A 21,890-nucleotide genomic window follows, 5' to 3' on the forward strand; every position below is an offset into this window, starting at 1 on the left:
AGGGTTTCAACGTGATTAACGATATTAAAAAAGATGCTGAAACGCGCATGGACAAATGCGTGGAAGCGTTTAAAAACACCATCAGCAAAGTGCGTACCGGTCGCGCTTCTCCCTCGCTGCTCGACGGCATTGTGGTGGAGTACTACGGCACGCCAACGCCACTGCGCCAGCTGGCCAGCGTAACGGTGGAAGATTCTCGTACGCTTAAAATCAACGTCTTTGACCGCTCCATGGGGCCAGCGGTTGAGAAAGCGATCATGGCTTCCGATCTGGGGTTAAACCCGAGCTCGGCGGGCAGCGATATTCGCGTTCCGCTGCCTGCGCTGACCGAAGAGCGCCGTAAAGATCTGATCAAGATCGTACGCGGTGAAGCAGAGCAGGGCCGTGTTTCCGTGCGCAATGTGCGCCGTGACGCCAACGATAAAATCAAAGCGCTGCTGAAAGACAAAGAGATCAGCGAAGACGACGAACGTCGCTCGCAGGAAGAGATCCAGAAAATGACCGATGCACGTATCAAAAACGTTGATGCGGCACTGGCCGAGAAAGAGAAGGAGCTGATGGAGTTTTAATTCCATCGCTGCCTGCTGTATCTGATATCTGCCGAGATTCGCGTCGTGCTTGCGGGCGATAACAGCCTCGGGCGTGTAGCGCGCAAGGGATATCAGGTATAAAACGCCGTTCAGAGACGTTGCACGACTCTGGCGGCGTTTTACATTGTGCCCGCTGCGATGGCGGGCGCCATCTATGACTTCACAGGGATAGCAAGATGAAGCGATTAACGCTATTGGGTTCAACCGGCTCCATTGGAACCAGCACCTTAGCGGTGATAGCCGCCAATCCAGAGTTGTATCAGGTAACGGCGCTGGTCGCAGGGCAAAACGTGGCGCTGATGGCCGAACAGTGCCAACAATTCCAGCCGCGCTATGCCTCAATGTCCGATGAATCTTCGGCGCAGGCGCTGCGTGAGCGACTGAGAGCACTGAATATCTCGACGGAAGTGCTCTCCGGCGTTCAGGCAGCCTGCGAGCTGGCGGCATTAGACGAGGTCGATCAGGTGATGGCGGCCATTGTGGGCGCCTCGGGCCTGCAGCCGACCTTAGCTGCTATTCGCGCGGGCAAAACGGTGCTGCTGGCCAACAAAGAGTCACTTGTCACGTGCGGCCGCTTGTTTATGGAGGCAGTCCGTCAGCATCAGGCCCAGTTATTACCGGTGGACAGCGAGCACAACGCCATTTTTCAGAGTTTACCCGCTTCCATACAGCATCAGTTGGGGTACGCTGATCTGCGGGAAAACGGCATTGAGTCGATTCTCCTTACGGGATCGGGTGGTCCTTTTCGTGACACGCCATTGGCGGATCTGTCGGCCATGACGCCAGATCAGGCTTGTGCGCATCCGAACTGGTCAATGGGGCGTAAAATTTCCGTTGATTCGGCCACCATGATGAATAAAGGTCTTGAATACATTGAAGCTCGCTGGTTATTTAACGCCACCGACGCACAAATGGAAGTTATCCTGCATCCGCAGTCGGTGATCCATTCGATGGTGCGTTATTGCGACGGAAGCGTTCTGGCGCAGCTGGGTTCACCGGATATGCGAACGCCAATTGCCCACAGCATGGCGTGGCCCGCGCGTATTTCTGCTGGCGTAACGCCGCTGGATTTCACCCGAATGAAAGCGCTCACGTTCGCTGAGCCCGACTACGCGCGCTATCCCTGCCTGAAGCTGGCAATTGACGCCTGCGCAACAGGTCAGGCGGCCACCACGTTGTTGAATGCGGCCAATGAAGTTGCCGTAGCGGCATTTCTGCAGCATCAGATTCGTTTTACCGATATCGCGGCCATTAACAGTGAGGTACTGGCAACCCTGAACGTTCAGGAGCCAGACAGCATTGACGCGGTGATGGAGATCGATGGAATCGCGCGACGCTGCGCCACGGAGATGCTGCCGCGCTTTGGTTTAGCAGGTTGATTGTCCCGCTATTTGTTCGCTCTCGGTGAAAATGGTATAGTCGCTCGCTCGCGTTTTTCGGCTCGACATTGTTTCGATGTCATCCTGCATGTTTGCCGGAGTTTGCCGCAGGCACAATGTATTCAGAAACCACAGCATTTCTGATCAAAGGAATTATTACGCGTTATGTCGTCCAACAATCACAATACAATCGATGACGGGTTATATTGCACACCACGTCACGTGGCCATCATTATGGATGGCAATGGTCGCTGGGCAAAAAATCAGGGCAAACTGCGTATTACAGGCCACAAAGCCGGCGTAAAATCAGTACGCCGGGCCGTCAGCTTTGCGGTTAGCCATAAGCTAGAAGCGCTCACGCTTTATGCGTTCAGCAGTGAAAACTGGAGCCGGCCCGTGCAGGAAGTCACGGCTTTAATGGAACTGTTTGTTTGGGCATTGGACAGCGAAGTCAAAAGCCTACACAAGCACAATGTCCGGCTGCGCATCATTGGTGACATCAGTCGCTTCAACAATCGCATCCAGGAACGTATTCGTCGCGCCGAGGAACTCACTCAGCATAATGATGGACTAACGCTTAACGTTGCCGCTAACTATGGTGGGCGTTGGGATATTATTCAGGGAGTGAAGAAGGTAGCTGAACAGGTGCAGGAAGGTTTGTTACGTCCTGACCAAATAACCGAAGAGAGCCTGGCACCGCATCTTTGTATGCAGGAACTGGCGCCGGTAGATTTAGTGATAAGGACCGGGGGAGAGCATCGGATTAGCAACTTCCTGCTGTGGCAAATCGCCTATGCTGAGTTTTGGTTTACCGATGTTCTTTGGCCTGATTTTGATGAACACGTTTTTGAAGGTGCACTGAATGCATTCTCTCTGCGGGAGCGACGCTACGGCGGCGCTGCACCAGGCGGCGCCTAAGCTACCTGGGGGTAATCTTTGCTGAAGTCTCGTTTAATCACCGCATTCATTCTCATTCCGCTGGTGATTGCTGCACTCTTTTGGTTACCGCTGTCCGGATTTGCGATTACCACAATTGTCATTTGCATGCTTGCCGCCTGGGAATGGGGGCAACTGGCGGGTTTAAAAACTCGCCAGCAGCGTATTTGGCTGGCCGTCATTTGCGGCCTGCTGCTCGCGGCAATGCTCTTCACGCTTCAACCTTATCAACGCAATTTGCATCAGTACCAAGTTGAAGGCTCACTTTGGGCCGCGCTGGGATGGTGGCTGGTTGCGCTGCTTCTCGTTTTGTCTTATCCAGCGTCCGCCGCGCTATGGCGTTCATCGCGTCCGCTGCGTCTGATTTTTGGCGTGCTGACCGTGGTGCCGTTTTTCTGGGGCATGGTGGCGCTGCGTCAATATCACTACGAAAGCGACCACTTTGCGGGCGCATGGTGGCTGCTGTTCATCATGGTACTGGTGTGGGGCGCTGATTCAGGCGCTTACATGTTCGGCCGGCTGTTTGGCAAGCACAAGCTGGCGCCCAAAGTCTCGCCCGGTAAGACGTGGGAAGGCTTTTTTGGCGGTTTACTCTCCTCGGCGATCATTGCCTGGCTGTTTGCCGTGTTTGCCCCGCTGGCGGTGGCGCCGGTTACGCTCATCATCTGTGCCGTTGTTGCTACGCTGGCCTCGGTGCTCGGCGACCTGACGGAAAGTATGTTCAAGCGCGAAGCGGGTATCAAAGACAGCGGAAACTTGATTCCTGGACACGGCGGTATCCTCGATCGTATAGACAGCCTGACAGCGGCAGTGCCGGTTTTCGCCTGCTTGCTGCTGCTGGTTTTCCGCACACTCTGAGGACTCGGCAGCCATGTTAAGTATTCTCTGGAGTTTGGTCGCCTTTATCGTCGCGCTGGGCGTATTGATTACCGTGCATGAATTTGGCCACTTTTGGGTCGCGCGTCGCTGCGGCGTGAAGGTGGAACGTTTTTCGGTGGGGTTTGGTAAAGCGCTGTGGCGACGTACTGACCGCCAAGGGACGGAGTACGTGATTGCGCTGATTCCGCTCGGCGGCTATGTCAAAATGCTGGACGAGCGCGTCGAGAGCGTGCCCCCAGAGCTTCGTCATCAGGCGTTCAACAATAAAACGGTGCTGCAGCGCGCCGCGATTATCGCCGCAGGTCCTGTCGCGAATTTTATCTTTGCGGTGTTCGCCTACTGGGTCGTTTTTATTCACGGCGTTCCCGGCGTTCGGCCGGTTGTTGGCGAAATAATGAGCGGCTCCGTCGCCGCCGAAGCGCAAATTACTTCCGGCATGGAACTTAAAGCGGTAGATGGTATCGAAACGCCTGATTGGGATGCGGTGCGCATGGCGCTGGTGGGCAAAATTGGTGACAGCAGCGCGACACTTACCGTCTCTCAATTTGGTCAGGACGCGACGCAGCAAAAGCAGTTAAATTTGCGCGACTGGCAGTTTGAACCGGATAAACAGGACCCCGTGGTCGCTTTAGGTATCCGTCCTCGCGGGCCGCAGATTGAAACGACGCTGGCAGAGGTTCAGCCTGACTCACCAGCCAGTTTCGCTGGTTTGCAAGCTGGCGACAGGATCGTTAAAGTCGAGGGTCAGCCATTGATGCAGTGGCAGGATTTTGCGGCGCAGGTTCGCGATAATCCGGGTAAACCCATGGCATTGGATATTGAGCGCAACGGGGAGCCGCTCGCGGTAACGCTTACGCCGCAGGCTAAAGCCGGGGATAAAGCAGCGGGCTTTGCGGGCGTTATACCACGCGTAATCCCGCTGCCAGATGAGTACAAGACGGTAAAACAATATGGGCCGTTTGCCGCGATTGGCGAAGCCAGTGTCAAAACCTGGCAGCTGATGAAGCTCACGGTTTCCATGCTGGGCAAGCTGATAACCGGAGACGTCAAACTCAATAACCTCAGCGGACCGATTTCGATCGCGCAGGGGGCGGGTTTATCAGCAGAGTACGGGGTGATTTATTATCTGATGTTCCTGGCGCTGATCAGCGTTAACCTGGGCATCATTAATCTCTTCCCTCTGCCGGTTTTAGATGGTGGACATCTGCTCTTTCTGGCGATCGAAAAGATCAAAGGTGGACCGGTGTCCGAACGAGTTCAGGACTTCAGCTATCGCATCGGTTCTATTTTGCTGGTGCTGTTAATGGGGCTTGCACTTTTCAATGATTTCTCACGCCTGTAATGCTGGAACGCAAGCAGGTGAGGGATGTGTTAGGAAAACGCATAACAACGATGGCGATGAAAAAGTTGCTCATAGCGTCGCTGCTGTTTAGCAGCGCCACCGTTTACGGTGCAGACGATTTCGTAGTGAAGGACATTCATTTCGAAGGTCTACAGCGAGTCGCCGTCGGCGCGGCTCTCCTCAGCATGCCAGTTCGCGTCGGCGACACGGTGAATGATGATGACATCAGAAATACCATTCGGTCACTGTTTGCCACCGGTAACTTCGAAGATGTTCAGGTTCTGCGCGACGGAACAACCCTGATTGTTCAGGTGAAAGAACGTCCAACCATTGCCAGCATCACTTTTTCAGGTAACAAAGCCGTGAAAGAGGAGCAGCTGAAGCAGAACCTTGAAGCTTCAGGCGTGCGCGTGGGCGAAGCGCTTGACCGCACCACCCTCTCTTCCATTGAGAAGGGGCTGGAAGATTTCTACTACAGCGTCGGAAAATACACCGCCAGCGTCAAAGCCATTGCAACGCCGCTGCCGCGTAACCGCGTTGATTTGAAATTTGTCTTCCAGGAAGGCGTTTCTGCAAAAATTCAGCAGATCAACATCGTTGGCAACAAAGCGTTTAGCTCTGACGAACTGATCTCACGTTTCCAGCTGCGTGATGAAGTGCCGTGGTGGAATGTCGTGGGCGATCGTAAATACCAGAAACAGAAACTGGCAGGCGATCTCGAAACCCTGCGCAGCTTCTACCTGGATCGCGGCTACGCGCGCTTCAACATTGATTCGACGCAGGTCAGCCTGACGCCAGACAAAAAAGGTATCTACATTACCGTTAACGTCACCGAAGGCGATCAATACAAAATTGCCGGCGTGATCGTGAACGGCAGCATGGCTGGTCATTCGGCAGAAATTGAACATCTGACGCAAATCCCTAATGGTGAGCTGTACAACGGCACCAAGGTGACGCAGATGGAAGATGACATCAAAAAGCTGCTGGGCCGCTACGGGTATGCTTACCCACGCGTGGTGACGCAGCCTGAAATCAATGACGCCGATAAAACCGTTAAGCTCCACATCAACGTCGATGCGGGTAACCGCTACTACGTCCGTAAAGTTCGCTTTGAAGGGAATGACACGTCTAAAGATGCGGTTTTACGTCGTGAAATGCGACAGATGGAAGGCGCGTGGCTGGGCAGCGACTTGGTAGACCAGGGTAAAGAGCGTCTTAACCGCACCGGTTATTTTGAGACGGTCGATGTGGACACTCAGCGCGTTCCGGGGTCGCCAGATCAGGTGGATGTCGTCTACAAAGTAAAAGAGCGTAACACCGGAACATTTAACTTTGGTGTGGGCTACGGTACCGAGAGCGGCGTCAGTTTCCAGGTGGGTGTCACCCAGGACAACTGGCTGGGCACCGGTAATACGGTCGGCATCAGCGGTACCAAAAACGACTACCAGACTTACGCAGAATTCTCCCTGACCGATCCTTACTTTACGGTCGATGGCGTGAGCCTGGGCGGACGTCTGTTCTATAACGACTTCAAAGCCGACAACGCTGACCTGTCTGACTATACCAACAAAAGCTATGGCTTAGACGGTACGCTGGGCTTCCCGGTCAATGAAAACAATACGCTGCGTGTAGGATTAGGCTACGTCCATAACGATCTGTCGGACATGCGTCCGCAGGTGGCGATGTGGCGTTATCTTGATTCCGTAGGCCATCCGCAAAGCATCAACAGCCGCGGTGATTTCTCCGCCGATGACTATACCTTCAACTACGGTTGGACGTATAACACGCTGGACCGCGGCTTCTTCCCAACGCGCGGTAACCGCACTAACCTGAACGGTAAAGTGACTATTCCTGGCTCAGATAATGCGTTCTACAAAGCGACGCTGGATTCGCAACAGTATGTTCCGCTGAATCGCGATGGGACGTGGGTTGTGCTGGGGCGTGGACGCGTTGGTTACGGCGGTGGCCTGGATGGCAAAGAGATGCCGTTCTACGAGAACTTCTATGCCGGTGGCTCAAGCACGGTTCGCGGTTTCCAGTCCAATACCATTGGTCCAAAAGCGGCGTACTTTAATGACCACTCTTCGAACTGTAATCTGACCGATCCAAACGGTATCTGTAAATCCAGCGATGCCGTCGGCGGTAACGCCATGGCGATTGCCAGCCTGGAGCTGATTACCCCCACGCCGTTCCTGAGCGAGAAGTATGCAAACTCGGTGCGCACCTCGGTGTTTATGGATGCCGGTACCGTGTGGGATACGAAATGGGAGAACACCCCTGAGTCGCGTGCAGCGGGTATTCCAGATTACAGCGATCCAAACAATATCCGCGTCTCTGCAGGTGTTGCCCTGCAGTGGATGTCGCCGCTGGGCCCGTTGGTATTCTCGTATGCCCAGCCGGTGAAGAAAGTCGAGGGAGACAAGTCAGAGCAGTTCCAGTTTAACATTGGTAAAACCTGGTAAGGCTCTGAACAAGGAAGTGTAAATACCGTCTTGCACCCGTGTCGCCTTGAGGGCGACACGCTGCAAACACACACGTTGAGGTAAGGAGTTTATAGTGAAAAAGTTGTTCTGTGCTGCTGCTCTGGGTGTTGCATTAGCTGCTTCTGCGGGTGCCCAGGCGGCCGATAAAATCGCCGTTGTTAACCTGAGCCAGGTGTTCCAGCAGTCTCCGCAGCGCGCGACGGTTGCCAAGCAGTTGGAAAGCGAGTTCAAAGGCCGTGCCTCTGAGCTGCAGGCCCAGCAGCAAAAAATCCAGGGTGAGATGCAAGATCTGCAGCGCAATGCATCAACCATGAAAGCCAGCGACCGCAGCAAAAAAGAGAAGCAGATCGCTTCTGAGCGTGCTGCCTTTGAGCAAAAAGCGCAGGCTTTCGACAAAGACAATCAGACTCGCCAGATGCAAGAGCGTAACAAGCTGCTGGCTAAAATCCAGACAGCCGTTCAGTCTGTAGCGAAAAGCGAGGGTTACGATCTGGTGCTGGATTCTCAGGCCGTGCTGTACTCCTCTTCTGATGCCAAAGACATCACTGCTGACGTTGTTAAACAGGTTAAATAATTAATGTCATCGATTCGACTGGCTGATTTAGCCCAGCAGTTGGATGCAGAATTGCACGGAGATGGCGATATCGCCATCTCCGGCATTGCTTCTATGCAATCCGCCACCACTGGTCAAATCACTTTTCTAGCAAACAGCCGCTACCGCGAGCAGCTCGAACACATTCAGGCTTCAGCCGTGGTGCTGACGGAAGCGGATCTGGCGTGGTGTAAAACGGCCGCCTTGGTGGTGAAAAATCCTTATCTTACCTATGCACGTATGGCACAACTGCTGGACACAACGCCGCAGCCCGCGCAAAATATCGCGCCCAGTGCGGTGATTGATCCCACAGCAAAGCTGGGTAAGAACGTTTCGGTGGGTGCAAATGCGGTCATTGAGTCCGGCGTAGAGCTGGGTGATGATACCGTGATTGGCCCAGGCTGTTTTGTGGGTAAGCAGACGCGTATTGGCCGCGGCTCCCGTTTATGGGCCAACGTCACCGTTTATCACGAGGTACAGATTGGTCAGGATTGTCTGATTCAGTCCGGTACCGTTATCGGTGCTGACGGGTTTGGTTATGCTAACGATCGCGGTAATTGGGTGAAAATCCCCCAGTTAGGCACGGTGATTATTGGCGATAAAGTGGAAATTGGCGCCTGCACCACCATCGATCGCGGTGCGCTGGATAACACTCTGATCGGCAATGGTGTTATCATAGACAACCAGTGTCAGATTGCGCATAACGTCGTGATTGGGGATAACACCGCCGTTGCAGGGGGTGTGATCATGGCGGGTAGTCTGAAGATTGGACGTTACTGTATGATTGGCGGCGCCAGCGTCATTAACGGCCATATGGAAATCTGTGACAAAGTGACCGTCACCGGCATGGGCATGGTTATGCGTCCCATCACAGAGCCCGGGGTTTACTCGTCGGGGATTCCACTGCAACCCAACAAAACCTGGCGTAAAACAGCAGCGCTGGTGATGAACATCGATGACATGAGCAAACGCTTAAAAGCCATTGAGCGCAAGGTCGGCAAAGACGACTAAGCACATCCCACGCTAACGGCTTACATAACAAAGCTGCGTACCTCCTCTCCGCATCGGGCTTGGTCCCATGCCAAAGTAGGTAACGCTGGTAAGCTTGCGCCACCGAACTGATTTGCGGCCTGCGGGAGATCGTTACGATCCGTGCAGGCCGTATTATTGTTGCCATCAGAATTTTTAGGACAGGAAGAGTATTTTGACAACTGAAACGCATACTCTGAAAATTGAAGAGATTTTAGAACTGCTGCCGCACCGCTATCCTTTCTTACTGGTTGATCGCGTGCTGGAGTTTGAAGAGCACAAGTACCTGCGCGCGGTGAAGAATGTTTCTGTTAATGAACCGTTTTTCCAGGGCCATTTCCCTGGTAAGCCGATTTTCCCAGGCGTTCTGATTCTGGAAGCGATGGCGCAGGCAACCGGTATTCTGGCGTTTAAAAGCGTGGGAAAACTGGAGCCAGGTGAACTCTATTACTTCGCCGGAATCGATGAAGCGCGCTTTAAGCGTCCTGTCGTTCCAGGCGATCAGATGATCATGGAAGTGACCTTCGAGAAAACCCGTCGTGGTCTGACGCGCTTCAAGGGCGTCGCCACCGTAGACGGTAAAATTGTCTGTGAAGCAACCATGATGTGTGCCCGTAGCCGGGAGGCATAATTAGTGATTGATCCAACTGCCAACATCCATCCCAGTTCCGTTATTGAAGAGGGTGCCGTAATTGGCGCCAATGTTCACATCGGCCCATTTTGTTTCATCGGGGCGAACGTGGAGATTGGTGAAGGCACGATGCTCAAATCGCACGTCGTGGTGAACGGCCATACGCGTATTGGGAAAGACAACCAGATTTACCAGTTCGCTTCCATCGGTGAGGTGAACCAGGATCTCAAATATGCTGGCGAGCCAACCCGTGTGGAAATTGGCGATCGTAATCGTATTCGCGAAAGCGTGACGATTCATCGCGGCACCACGCAAGGCGGCAACGTGACCAAAGTTGGCAGTGATAACCTGCTCATGGTCAACGCGCACATCGCGCATGACTGTGTGATTGGCAATCGCTGTATCTTTGCTAACAATGCCACGCTCGGTGGTCACGTTACCGTGGACGATTTCGCCATTATTGGCGGCATGACGGCGGTGCATCAGTGGTGCACTATTGGTGCCCACGTGATGGTGGGCGGATGCTCAGGCGTCGCGCAGGACGTACCGCCGTACGTGATCGCACAGGGCAACCACGCCACGCCATTCGGTATTAACATCGAAGGCCTGAAGCGTCGCGGCTTTAGCAAAGAAGCGCTGCATGCCATCCGTAATGCCTACAAACTGCTTTACCGCAGCGGCAGAACGCTGGATGAGGTAAAACCTGAAATCGAGGCACTGGCGCAGCAGCACAGTGAAGTGCAGCCTTTCTACGACTTCTTTGCCCGTTCAACCCGTGGATTGATTCGTTAGTTCATGTCAGTGCGTCCCTTAACGATTGCCCTGGTCGCCGGAGAAACCTCCGGCGATATTCTTGGTGCCGGCCTGATTCGCGCCCTTAAAGCTCGTCATCCTGATGCGCGCTTTGTGGGCGTGGCGGGACCGCTCATGCAGGCAGAAGGGTGTGAAGCCTGGTACGAGATGGAAGAGCTGGCGGTGATGGGCATTGTGGAAGTGCTCGGACGGCTGCGCCGATTATTGCACATCCGTAAAACCTTAACGCAGCGCTTTATCGATCTTCAGCCGGACGTGTTTGTCGGCATTGATGCGCCAGATTTCAACATCACGCTTGAAGGCAACCTCAAACGCGCGGGCATTCGTACCATTCATTACGTCAGCCCCTCCGTCTGGGCGTGGCGCCAGAAGCGCGTGTTTAAAATTGGCCGCAACACTGACTTAGTGTTGGCGTTTCTGCCGTTTGAAAAGGCGTTTTACGATCGCTTTAACGTACCGTGCCGCTTTATTGGTCATACCATGGCTGATGCGATGCCGTTGCAGCCGGACAAATCTGCTGCGCGGCGCGAACTGGGCATTGCCGACGACGCGCTCTGTTTAGGATTATTGCCGGGCAGCCGCGGGGCGGAAGTGGAGATGCTCAGCGCAGACTTTTTGCGCGCCGCGCAGCTATTACGCCAGCGCTATCCGAAGCTTGAAATCGTTGTGCCGTTGGTGAACGCCAGGCGGCGCACGCAGTTTGAACAGATTAAAGCGGAGGTGGCGCCCGAGCTGCCGATGCATCTGCTGGATGGCAAAGGCCGCCAGGCGATGATCGCCAGCGATGCCGCGATTTTGGCGTCCGGGACCGCAGCGTTAGAGTGTATGCTCGCGAAATGTCCGATGGTGGTGGGCTATCGCATGAAGCCCTTCACCTACTGGCTGGCAAAACGTCTGGTGAAAACACCTTACGTTTCATTGCCCAACCTGCTGGCTGGACGCGAGCTGGTTAAAGAGCTGCTCCAGGAGGCGTGTCAGCCAGAAGCCTTGGCCACCGCCCTGGAGCCGCTGCTGCACGCGGGCCCTGAGCGGGATGCGCTGCTGCACACTTTCACGGAATTACACCAACACATTCGCTGGAATGCTGACGAACAGGCAGCGGATGCCGTGCTGGAGATCGCCCATGGCTGAGTTTACGTATCCTGTCGCGCAGTACATTGCGGGTGTCGATGAAGTCGGACGCGGTCCGCTGGTGGGCGATGTGGTCACGGCGGCGGTGATCCTCGATCCGGCCAGGCCGATTGCAGGATTGGCGGATTCCAAAAAACTCTCTGAAAAACGCCGCGTGGCGCTGTATCACGAAATCAAGGATAAAGCGCTGGCGTGGTGCATTGGCCGAGCGGTTCCAGAGGAGATCGATCGGTTAAACATTCTGCACGCCACTATGTTGGCGATGCAGCGCGCGGTCGCTGGCTTATCCATCACGCCAGATTTTGTGTTAATTGACGGCAATCGCTGCCCGGCATTGGCGATGCCTGCGCAGGCGGTGGTGAAGGGCGACAGTGTGGTACAGGAGATCAGCGCCGCGTCCATCCTCGCCAAAGTCACGCGCGATGGTGAAATGGCCGAGTTGGATCGATTATTTCCGCAGTATGGCTTTGCGCAACACAAAGGATATCCTACCGCGCTGCACCGAGAAAAACTGATGCAGTTCGGGGCGACTCCGCATCACCGACGCAGCTTTGCGCCGGTGCGTAATGCCCTGATTGATGCTGAGGTGCTGGCCGCCTCGCAGCCCGCTACGCTGTACTAGCCTGACGCTGTTTTAACCGGAAACTGATATGGCTGAACCCCGTTTTATACATCTGCACGTCCATAGCGATTACTCCATGGTTGATGGCTTGGCGAAAACCAAACCGCTGGTGAAAAAAGCCGCGGCGCTGGGCATGCCTGCAATCGCCATCACCGACTACATGAACCTTTGCGGGCTGGTGCGTTTCTACGGCAGCGCCCACGATGCAGGGGTCAAACCGATTATCGGCGCAGACTTCCAGATCGCGAGCGAGCTGATGGGCGACGAACTCACGCCGCTCACCGTGCTGGCAGCCAACAATACGGGTTATCAGAATCTCACCTTGCTGATTTCCCGTGCCTATCAGCGTGGTTACGGCATTGCCGGCCCCATCATCGATCGTGAGTGGCTGGCGGAACTCAACGAAGGGTTGATTCTGCTGTCGGGTGGTCGTCGTGGCGATGTGGGGCGCAGCCTGCTGCGCGGCAATGCTGGGTTGGTCACGCAGTGTTTGAGCTTTTATCAAACGTATTTTCCGAATCGCTACTACCTCGAACTGACCCGCACGGGCCGGCCGGACGAAGAGACGTATCTGCATGCGGCAGTGGAGCTTGCCGTGTCGCAGGGCGTTCCCGTGGTGGCCACCAATGACGTCTGCTTCCTGGAACCCGACGACTTTGATGCGCATGAGATCCGCGTGGCTATTCACGACGGCTATACGCTCGACGATCCCAAGCGTCCCCGTCATTACAGTCCTCAGCAATACTTACGCAGCGAAGCGGAGATGTGCGAGCTGTTTTCGGACATTCCCGAAGCGCTGGAGAACAGCGTAGAGATTGCTAAGCGCTGTAACGTTACCGTGCGTCTCGGCGAATATTTCCTGCCGCAGTTCCCCACAGGAGAGATGTCTACCGAAGATTTTCTGGTGATGAAATCGCGAGAAGGTCTTGAGGAGCGCCTGGCATTTCTCTTCCCGGATGAGCAAGTGCGTGCCGAACGCCGTCCGGAATACGACGAGCGTCTGGACATTGAACTTAATGTCATTAACCAGATGGGCTTCCCCGGCTACTTTTTGATCGTGATGGAGTTTATCCAGTGGTCGAAAGACAACGGCATTCCGGTTGGACCGGGCCGTGGTTCCGGCGCGGGCTCGCTGGTGGCCTATGCGTTAAAAATCACCGACCTGGATCCGCTGGAATTTGACCTGCTGTTTGAACGCTTCCTTAACCCTGAGCGCGTTTCCATGCCCGACTTTGACGTCGACTTCTGCATGGAGAAACGCGATCAGGTGATCGATCACGTCGCCGAGATGTACGGACGTGAGGCAGTCTCGCAGATCATCACCTTCGGTACCATGGCGGCGAAAGCGGTGATTCGTGACGTTGGACGCGTGCTGGGCCACCCTTACGGTTTCGTCGATCGTATCTCCAAGCTGATCCCGCCCGATCCCGGCATGACGCTGGAGAAAGCGTTCCAGGCTGAACCGCAACTGCCCGAAATCTATGAGGCAGACGAAGAGGTCAAGGCGCTGATCGACATGGCGCGCAAGCTGGAAGGCGTCACGCGTAACGCCGGTAAGCACGCCGGGGGCGTCGTTATTGCCCCGACCAAAATTACTGATTTCGCGCCGCTCTACTGCGACGAAAACGGTCAGTTCCCGGTCACGCAGTTTGATAAAAACGACGTGGAATATGCCGGGCTGGTGAAGTTTGACTTCCTGGGGCTGCGCACGCTCACGATTATCGACTGGGCGCTCAAGATGATTAACCCGCGCCGTGAAAAGCAGGGATTACCACCGATTGATATTGCGGCCATTCCGCTGGATGACAAGAAAAGTTTCGACATGCTGCAGCGGTCAGAAACCACGGCGGTGTTCCAGCTTGAATCGCGCGGCATGAAAGATCTGATCAAGCGCCTGAAGCCAGACTGCTTTGAAGATATGATCGCGCTTGTGGCGCTGTTCCGTCCCGGCCCGCTGCAGTCCGGCATGGTCGATAACTTCATTGACCGTAAACATGGGCGTGAGGCGATCTCGTATCCTGACATCCAGTGGCAGCATGAGTCACTGAAGCCGGTACTTGAACCCACTTACGGCATCATCCTGTATCAAGAACAGGTTATGCAGATTGCGCAGGTGCTGTCCGGCTACACGCTGGGTGGCGCAGACATGCTGCGCCGTGCGATGGGGAAAAAGAAACCGGAAGAGATGGCTAAACAGCGCTCGGTGTTTAAAGACGGCGCGGAGAGCATGGGCATCGACGGCGAATTGTCGATGAAAATCTTTGACCTGGTTGAGAAGTTTGCGGGATATGGCTTCAACAAGTCGCACTCGGCAGCCTACGCGCTGGTGTCCTACCAGACGCTCTGGCTGAAAGCCCACTATCCCGCCGAGTTTATGGCAGCGGTCATGACGGCCGATATGGATAACACCGAGAAAGTGGTCGGCCTGGTGGACGAGTGCTGGCGGATGGGGCTGAAAGTGTTGCCGCCCGATATCAACGCCGGACTTTACCCGTTTCACGTGAATGATGAAGGCGAAATCGTGTACGGCATCGGCGCGATCAAAGGCGTAGGCGAAGGCCCGATTGAAGCGATCCTTGAGGCGCGAAATCAGGGCGGCTACTTTAAAGAGCTGTTTGATCTCTGCGCCCGTACGGACACCAAAAAGCTTAATCGCCGCGTCATGGAAAAGCTGATCATGTCCGGTGCGTTTGATCGCCTCGGGCCGCACCGCGCAGCGTTGATGAGCGCGCTGGGCGATGCGCTCAAAGCGGCGGATCAGCATGCTAAAGCGGAAGCGATAGGCCAGGCTGACATGTTCGGCGTGTTGGCGGAAGAGCCTGAACAGGTAGAGAAATCGTATGCCAGCATCACGCCGTGGCCTGAACAGGTGCAGTTGGACGGTGAGCGGGAAACGCTTGGCCTCTACCTCACCGGCCATCCGATCAATCAGTATCTGAAAGAAATCGAGCGCTACGTTGGCGGCATGCGCCTGAAAGACATGCACCCAACGGAACGTGGTAAAATTACCGTGGCGGCGGGGCTGGTCATCGCTGCCCGCGTAATGGTCACCAAGCGCGGAAACCGAATTGGTATTTGTACGCTGGACGATCGTTCAGGTCGTCTTGAAGTGATGCTATTTACCGATGCGTTAGACAAATACCAGCAGTTGCTGGAGAAAGACCGTATCCTGATCGTCAGTGGACAGGTCAGCTTTGATGACTTTAGCGGTGGGCTTAAAATGACCGCCCGTGAAGTCATGGACATCGACGAAGCGCGGGAAAAATACGCGCGCGGACTTGCTATCTCGCTGACGGACAGGCAAATTGATGACCAGCTTTTAAACCGTCTCCGCCAGTCCCTGGAGCCGCATCGCTCGGGGACAATTCCGGTGCATCTCTACTATCAGAGAGCAGATGCGCGGGCGAAGCTACGTTTTGGTGCTGCGTGGCGCATTTCGCCCAGCGATCGTCTACTTAACGATTTACGGTCGTTGGTGGGATCGGAGCAGGTGGAACTGGAGTTTGACTAAAACAGGAACATTATGAGTCTTAATTACCTGGATTTTGAGCAGCCTATTGCTGAACTGGAAGCGAAAATTGATTCGCTGAAGTCTATTGGCCGTTCGGATGAAAAACACGATATTAATCTGGATGAAGAAGTGCAGCGTCTGCGCGAGAAGAGCGTTGAGCTGACCCGTAAAATCTTCTCGGACTTAGGAGCATGGCAGGTTGCGCAGCTTGCGCGCCATCCGCTGCGTCCCTACACGCTGGATTATGTTCGTCACGCGTTTGATGAGTTTGACGAGCTGGCAGGTGACCGCGCCTATGCCGACGACAAAGCGATTGTTGGTGGGATTGCGCGTCTTGACGGCCGTCCCGTGATGATCATTGGTCATCAAAAAGGCCGTGAAACCAAAGAGAAAATTCGTCGTAACTTTGGTATGCCCGCGCCAGAAGGGTATCGTAAAGCGCTGCGCCTGATGGAAATGGCCGAGCGCTTTAAGATGCCGCTGATCACCTTCATCGACACGCCGGGTGCCTACCCGGGCGTGGGCGCGGAAGAGCGCGGTCAGTCTGAAGCCATCGCTCGCAACCTGCGCGAAATGTCTGGCTTGAAAATTCCCGTGATCTGCACGGTGATCGGCGAAGGCGGCTCCGGCGGCGCGCTGGCCATTGGCGTGGGCGACAAAGTCAACATGCTGCAGTACAGCACCTACTCGGTGATTTCACCGGAAGGCTGCGCATCGATTTTATGGAAAAGCGCTGACAAAGCGCCGCTGGCCGCAGAAGCGATGGGCATTACGGCTGAGCGTCTGAAAGAGCTGAAACTGATTGATTCCATCGTGCCCGAGCCACTGGGCGGTGCGCACCGTCATCCGGTTGACATGGCGGCTTCACTGAAAACTCAGCTGCTGTCTGACCTCGCAGAACTGGATGGATTGAGCACCGAAGAGCTGCTCGACCGTCGCTATCAGCGCCTGATGAGCTACGGCTACGCCTGATAGATCGGCTCAGAGGCTGATTAAGCGGACTTCGGTCCGCTTTTTTTATGGCTGCAATCCGTTATTTTTCCCGAAAATGACAACAGCAGAGCATTCCAGGTCTGCGCTGCGCCACATTTCGCTATCCTTATTCAGTGCGACAACACCACAGGAGGTGAGCATTGAATATCATTGCAATCATGGGACCGCACGGCGCGTTCTACAAAGATGAACCCATTCGTGAACTGGATGCGGCGCTTAAGCTACAGGGCTTCCAGACGGTTTACCCCAGCAATGCCAGCGATTTACTCAAGCTGATTGAACACAATCCGCGTATTTGTGGCGTGATTTTTGACTGGGATGACTACAGCCTGGCGCTGTGCAGCGACATTCATCAGCTCAACGAGTCGCTCCCGCTGTACGCGTTTATCAATACCCACTCCCAGATGGACGTCAGTATCAATGAGATGCGCATGGCGCTGCACTTTTTTGAATACACGCTCAACGCCGCGGATGACATTGCGCTCCATATCCGTCAGTACACCGATGAATACATCGACAAGATTATGCCGCCGCTCACCCGCGCGCTTTTCACCTATGTGAAAGAGGGCAAATACACGTTTTGCACGCCGGGCCACATGGGCGGCACGGCGTTCCAGAAAAGCCCGGTAGGCAGTTTGTTCTACGACTTTTTTGGCGCAAACACGCTGAAAGCGGATGTCTCGATTTCCGTCACTGAATTGGGTTCGCTACTGGATCACACCGGCCCGCACCTGGAAGCCGAGGAGTATATCGCGCGCACCTTCGGGGCCGAGCAGAGCTACATGGTGACCAATGGCACCTCAACCTCGAACAAGATCGTTGGCATGTACGCCGCGCCCGCCGGCAGCACCGTGTTGATTGACCGCAACTGCCATAAGTCGCTCACGCACCTGCTGATGATGAGCGACATCGTACCGGTTTGGCTCAAACCCACGCGCAATGCGCTGGGCATCTTGGGCGGTATTCCTCAACGGGAATTTACCCGCGACAGCATTCAGCAAAAGGTGGAGAGCACACCGCGCGCCAGCTGGCCGGTGCACGCGGTGATCACCAACTCAACCTACGACGGACTGCTGTACAACACCGAGTTCATCAAAAAGACGCTCGACGTCCCCTCCATTCATTTCGATTCTGCATGGGTGCCTTACACCAATTTCCATCCCATTTATGCCGGTAAAAGCGGCATGAGCGGCGATCGCGTTCCCGGCAAAGTGATTTATGAGACGCAATCCACGCACAAATTGCTGGCGGCGTTTTCACAAGCCTCGCTGATCCACATCAAAGGCGACTACGATCATGACACCTTCAACGAAGCCTATATGATGCACACCACCACGTCGCCGAGCTACGGCATTGTCTCTTCGATCGAGACGGCGGCGGCCATGCTGCGCGGTAATCCAGGTAAGCGCTTGATCAACCGTTCGGTGGAACGGGCGCTGCATTTCCGCCGGGAGATCCAACGCCTGCGTGAGGAGTGTGACGGCTGGTTCTTTGATATCTGGCAGCCTGAGGAGATCGACGAAGCGGAATGCTGGCCGATCCAGCCGGGCGAAGAAGCGTGGCATGGCTTTCAGCAGGCCGATCGCGATCATATGTATCTCGATCCCATCAAAGTCACTATTCTGACGCCAGGCATGAGCGAGCTGGGCGACATGGCACAGGAGGGGATACCCGCAGCGCTGGTGGCGAAATTCCTCGATCAGCGCGGGATCGTGGTGGAAAAAACTGGGCCATACAACCTATTGTTCCTGTTTAGCATCGGTATTGATAAAACCAAAGCCATGAGCGTGCTGCGTGGACTGACCGAATTTAAACGCGCCTACGATCTCAATCTGCGGGTCAAAAACATGCTGCCGGATCTGTATGCCGAAGATCCCGACTTCTATCGCACGATGCGTATTCAAACGCTGGCGCAGGGCATTCATCAGCTGATCGTGCAGCACGACCTGCCGCGCCTGATGTTGAAAGCATTTGACGTGCTACCGGAAGCCAAAATGACGCCGCATCAGGCATTCCAGCGCCAGGTGCAGGGGCAGGTGGAAACGGTGGAGCTGCGCGAACTGGTGGGACGCGTATCAGCCAATATGATCTTGCCGTATCCACCGGGCGTGCCGCTGGTGATGCCGGGGGAGATGATCACCGCGCAGAGCCGGGCGGTGCTGGATTTCCTGCTGATGCTGTGCACTATCGGACGGCACTATCCCGGTTTTGAAACGGACATTCACGGCGCCACGCTCACCGAGGACGGGCGCTATCTGGTGCGCGTGCTGCGTGAAGAGAATACAGAATAACTTCAGATATTTGCCTCTTTTCAGCGCCGTGCTGAACGGGTAGGGTAGGCGGCTGACGAGACATTCGGAGCCGCTATGCTGCAACTGCAAAAGATCCACCATATTGCCATCATCGCCACCGACTATGCGCGCAGTAAGGCTTTTTATTGCGACGTGCTGGGCTTTGCGTTACTGCGTGAATATTACCGCGCCGAGCGCGACTCATGGAAAGGCGATCTGGCGTTGAAAGGCGAGTACATGATTGAACTGTTTTCGTTTCCCACGCCGCCGCCGCGCGTCAGCGGACCGGAAGCCTGTGGCTTGCGCCATTTGGCCTTTAGCGTTGAGGACGTAGCACAGTCGGTGGCGGCGCTCGAAGCCAAAGGCGTCACGTGCGAACCGATCCGCATTGATGCGCTCACCGGCAAGGCGTGTACCTTCTTCCGCGATCCAGACGGTTTGCCGCTGGAGCTGTATCAGGCGTAAAATAGCGCCCGCGAGCCGCAATCAGGCGGCTCGCCCTGATGGAACGTGCGCATGTCCTTCTCTCATCTTGCCTCACTGCTGCCGCCGGACGCCCATTGCGTTGTGGCCTTTAGCGGCGGGCTCGATTCCACGGTATTACTGCATCAGCTGCTGAGCTGGCAGCGTCAGCAGCCGCAACTGCGGGTGCGCGCGCTGCACGTTCACCATGGCTTAAGCCCCAACGCGGATCGCTGGGCAGCGCACTGTCAGGCGCTGTGCCAAGAGTGGCATCTCGCCTGTGATGTGCTCCATGTGCAGCTTGATGCCAAAATGCAGGGCGTTGAGGCGGCCGCGCGCGAGGCGCGCTATCAGGCGCTGCGGCATCAGCTGCAACCCGGTGAGCGCTTACTTACCGCTCAGCATCTGGACGATCAGTGCGAAACGCTGCTGTTGGCGCTCAAGCGCGGCAGCGGTCCTGCGGGATTAGCGGCGATGCCGACCCAGCGCCAGCTGGACGGTTTTTGGCATCTGCGGCCGCTACTGCACACCTCGCGTGAGCAGCTGGAAGCCTACGCCGCTGCGCATCAGCTGCGCTGGATTGAAGATGAGAGCAACGGCGATAGCCGCTTCGATCGCAACTTTTTGCGCCTGCATGTTTTACCGCTGCTTCAGGCGCGCTGGCCGCATTTCAGCGCCGCAAGCGCCCGCAGCGCGGCGTTATGTGCAGAGCAAGAACAGCTGCTGGATGAACTGCTCGCCGAGCAGCTGACAGAACTGTGCGATCCCCACGGCGCGCTGGCGTTTCATCCGCTGCTGGCGGCCAGCGAGGCGCGGCGTCATGCGCTGCTGCGGCGCTGGATCGCCCAGCAAGGCGGCGCCATGCCCTCACGCGAGGCGTTGAAACGCATTACCACAGAAGTGATGCAAAGCCGGGAGGATGCGAATCCTTGCCTGCGTTTCGGCACCTTTACGCTGCGGCGCTATCGCCAGCGGCTTTACTGGCTGCCGCCGCAGCCGTCATTACGTGAGTATGTGCTTACTTGGCATATCGGCGAAGCATCGCTGCGCTTGCCGGATGGATTGGGTGAACTTCGCGCCAGCCACGACGCGGGCGAAATGCGGCTCCCTACGCCGGATGAGGGGGTGACCATACGCTTTGCGGCGCACGGCTACTACCATTTGCAGGGACGTGCCGGCGGGCGAGAGATGAAAAAGCTATGGCAGGAGCTGGGTGTGCCGCCGTGGCAGCGGGAACGCACGCCCCTGATTTACTACAACCAGACGTTGATTGCCGCGCCGGGACTGTTTGTTACACGGGAAGGTGCCGCACGTCAGGGGATGCCAGCCTGGCGAGCTATCTGGTTATCACAACAACAGGCACATGCATGATCAAGCAGGCATTCACATGGGTGATTCTCAGCGCAGCATGGCCGGTTCTGGCCGCTAGTGAGGCCAGCGCGGGGGCGGCGAAAGCGGCCCGCTGCGTAGCTTGTCACGGTGGCGATGGCAAAAGTGCGGTGCCGATCTATCCGCATCTGGCGGGACAAAACGCGCCTTACCTTCAGCATGCGCTGCAAGCGTATAAAACCGGCGAGCGCAACGGTGGTCAGGCAGAGGTGATGAAGGCGTTTGTCGCCGGATTGAGTGATGAGGATATGGAGGATTTATCGGCGTATTACGCGGCGATGAAGCCCTGAGGGAGAAGGCGGGAAGGGACTTCCCGCCTGAAGGCGCTACTCGTCTTCGCTGACGATAACGGTGCCGAGCTCAGGATGGCTAAAGCTGGCGATGTGGTCGAGACGCAACTCACGGGACTCGCCGGAGAGATCAACCTGCAGGTACTCAACATTTTTCCGTGAGACCATATCAACGGCTTTTGCCTCAAGCCGACTGCCGTTTTTTAACTCCAGCTTCAGCATCCAGTGTCGTTGGCAGGCGAGTTCGAGGTTGTCGTAGTCATCACAATTGATGGGTTTATAAGCTTCATTCGTCAACATAATCGCTCACCAATAAGTTTGCAGCAGCGTAGGCTGCCTGTTCCCTGACAGAAGAGTTTAGCGCAGAATTAGCGGCAATATCATTCAGTGCATTCAGCGCGCAGCCGATTGCGTCTGGCACATAACCCAGATCGCCACTGCCGATTTCGGCATATTTTTGGCGAACTAACTCACAATACTTTTGCACGTACACCTCCTCAGCAGAGCATAAATACTCTGGTTGACTG

20 protein-coding genes are annotated in these 21,890 nt (G+C 55.6%); 18 read left to right on the forward strand and 2 right to left on the reverse strand.

The window, feature by feature from the left end:
* Positions 1 to 11: 11 nt before the first annotated feature.
* From frr to LU196_RS11310, 18 genes are all read left to right on the forward strand, one after another.
* Positions 12 to 569 (forward strand): ribosome recycling factor, encoded by a 558-nt coding sequence (gene frr, locus LU196_RS11225; protein WP_232759368.1) that lies wholly within the window; start codon positions 12 to 14, stop codon positions 567 to 569.
* 197 nt (positions 570 to 766) lie between these two features.
* Positions 767 to 1,969, forward strand: coding sequence for a 1-deoxy-D-xylulose-5-phosphate reductoisomerase (gene ispC / locus LU196_RS11230; RefSeq protein ID WP_232759369.1), 1,203 nt, complete (start codon positions 767 to 769; stop codon positions 1,967 to 1,969).
* Between the two features lie 165 nt (positions 1,970 to 2,134).
* Positions 2,135 to 2,887 (forward strand): (2E,6E)-farnesyl-diphosphate-specific ditrans,polycis-undecaprenyl-diphosphate synthase, encoded by a 753-nt coding sequence (gene ispU, locus LU196_RS11235; protein WP_232759370.1) that lies wholly within the window; start codon positions 2,135 to 2,137, stop codon positions 2,885 to 2,887.
* A gap of 18 nt (positions 2,888 to 2,905) precedes the next feature.
* Positions 2,906 to 3,763, forward strand: coding sequence for a phosphatidate cytidylyltransferase (cdsA, locus tag LU196_RS11240; RefSeq protein WP_232759371.1), 858 nt, complete (start codon positions 2,906 to 2,908; stop codon positions 3,761 to 3,763).
* Between the two features lie 13 nt (positions 3,764 to 3,776).
* Complete coding sequence (gene rseP / locus LU196_RS11245) at positions 3,777 to 5,126, forward strand: sigma E protease regulator RseP (protein ID WP_232759372.1); 1,350 nt, start codon at positions 3,777 to 3,779, stop codon at positions 5,124 to 5,126.
* Positions 5,127 to 5,176: 50 nt separating this feature from the next.
* Entirely contained in the window at positions 5,177 to 7,588 is a 2,412-nt protein-coding gene (bamA, locus tag LU196_RS11250) for an outer membrane protein assembly factor BamA (RefSeq protein WP_232759406.1), read from the forward strand.
* Between the two features lie 94 nt (positions 7,589 to 7,682).
* Complete coding sequence (locus tag LU196_RS11255) at positions 7,683 to 8,183, forward strand: OmpH family outer membrane protein (protein WP_232759373.1); 501 nt, start codon at positions 7,683 to 7,685, stop codon at positions 8,181 to 8,183.
* A 3-nt stretch (positions 8,184 to 8,186) separates the two neighbouring features.
* Positions 8,187 to 9,212, forward strand: a complete 1,026-nt coding sequence (lpxD, locus tag LU196_RS11260) for a UDP-3-O-(3-hydroxymyristoyl)glucosamine N-acyltransferase (protein WP_232759374.1) — start codon at positions 8,187 to 8,189, stop codon at positions 9,210 to 9,212.
* A gap of 193 nt (positions 9,213 to 9,405) precedes the next feature.
* Entirely contained in the window at positions 9,406 to 9,861 is a 456-nt protein-coding gene (fabZ, locus tag LU196_RS11265) for a 3-hydroxyacyl-ACP dehydratase FabZ (RefSeq protein WP_013507953.1), read from the forward strand.
* Positions 9,862 to 9,864: 3 nt separating this feature from the next.
* Positions 9,865 to 10,653: an acyl-ACP--UDP-N-acetylglucosamine O-acyltransferase gene (gene lpxA, locus LU196_RS11270; RefSeq protein ID WP_232759375.1), complete on the forward strand. Its 789-nt coding sequence runs from the start codon at positions 9,865 to 9,867 to the stop codon at positions 10,651 to 10,653.
* 3 nt (positions 10,654 to 10,656) lie between these two features.
* Positions 10,657 to 11,805: a lipid-A-disaccharide synthase gene (gene lpxB, locus LU196_RS11275; RefSeq protein WP_232759376.1), complete on the forward strand. Its 1,149-nt coding sequence runs from the start codon at positions 10,657 to 10,659 to the stop codon at positions 11,803 to 11,805.
* Entirely contained in the window at positions 11,798 to 12,427 is a 630-nt protein-coding gene (rnhB, locus tag LU196_RS11280) for a ribonuclease HII (RefSeq protein ID WP_232759377.1), read from the forward strand. Before lpxB ends, rnhB begins: the two co-directional genes overlap by 8 nt.
* Positions 12,428 to 12,455: 28 nt before the next feature.
* Complete coding sequence (dnaE, locus tag LU196_RS11285) at positions 12,456 to 15,938, forward strand: DNA polymerase III subunit alpha (RefSeq protein WP_232759378.1); 3,483 nt, start codon at positions 12,456 to 12,458, stop codon at positions 15,936 to 15,938.
* Between the two features lie 12 nt (positions 15,939 to 15,950).
* The gene (gene accA, locus LU196_RS11290; protein WP_232759379.1) at positions 15,951 to 16,910 is read left to right on the forward strand and encodes an acetyl-CoA carboxylase carboxyl transferase subunit alpha; all 960 of its coding nucleotides are present in this window, start codon (positions 15,951 to 15,953) and stop codon (positions 16,908 to 16,910) included.
* Between the two features lie 161 nt (positions 16,911 to 17,071).
* Positions 17,072 to 19,222, forward strand: coding sequence for a lysine decarboxylase LdcC (locus LU196_RS11295; RefSeq protein WP_232759380.1), 2,151 nt, complete (start codon positions 17,072 to 17,074; stop codon positions 19,220 to 19,222).
* Between the two features lie 75 nt (positions 19,223 to 19,297).
* A complete protein-coding gene (locus tag LU196_RS11300; RefSeq protein ID WP_232759381.1) occupies positions 19,298 to 19,687 on the forward strand; it encodes a VOC family protein in 390 nt (129 codons plus the stop codon).
* A gap of 51 nt (positions 19,688 to 19,738) precedes the next feature.
* Complete coding sequence (gene tilS, locus LU196_RS11305) at positions 19,739 to 21,055, forward strand: tRNA lysidine(34) synthetase TilS (protein ID WP_232759382.1); 1,317 nt, start codon at positions 19,739 to 19,741, stop codon at positions 21,053 to 21,055.
* Positions 21,052 to 21,363: a cytochrome c gene (locus LU196_RS11310; protein ID WP_232759383.1), complete on the forward strand. Its 312-nt coding sequence runs from the start codon at positions 21,052 to 21,054 to the stop codon at positions 21,361 to 21,363. The genes tilS and LU196_RS11310 overlap by 4 nt, the downstream gene beginning before the upstream one ends.
* A gap of 36 nt (positions 21,364 to 21,399) precedes the next feature.
* On the opposite strand, the gene rof is transcribed toward LU196_RS11310, so the two are convergent.
* Positions 21,400 to 21,663, reverse strand: coding sequence for a Rho-binding antiterminator (gene rof / locus LU196_RS11315; protein WP_232759384.1), 264 nt, complete (start codon positions 21,661 to 21,663; stop codon positions 21,400 to 21,402).
* Complete coding sequence (locus LU196_RS11320; protein ID WP_013507964.1) at positions 21,650 to 21,850, reverse strand: YaeP family protein; 201 nt, start codon at positions 21,848 to 21,850, stop codon at positions 21,650 to 21,652. Before LU196_RS11320 ends, rof begins: the two co-directional genes overlap by 14 nt.
* Positions 21,851 to 21,890 lie beyond the last annotated feature (40 nt).

The sequence above is a fragment of the Pantoea sp. Mb-10 genome, assembly GCF_021272205.1.
GTDB lineage: Bacteria > Pseudomonadota > Gammaproteobacteria > Enterobacterales > Enterobacteriaceae > Pantoea.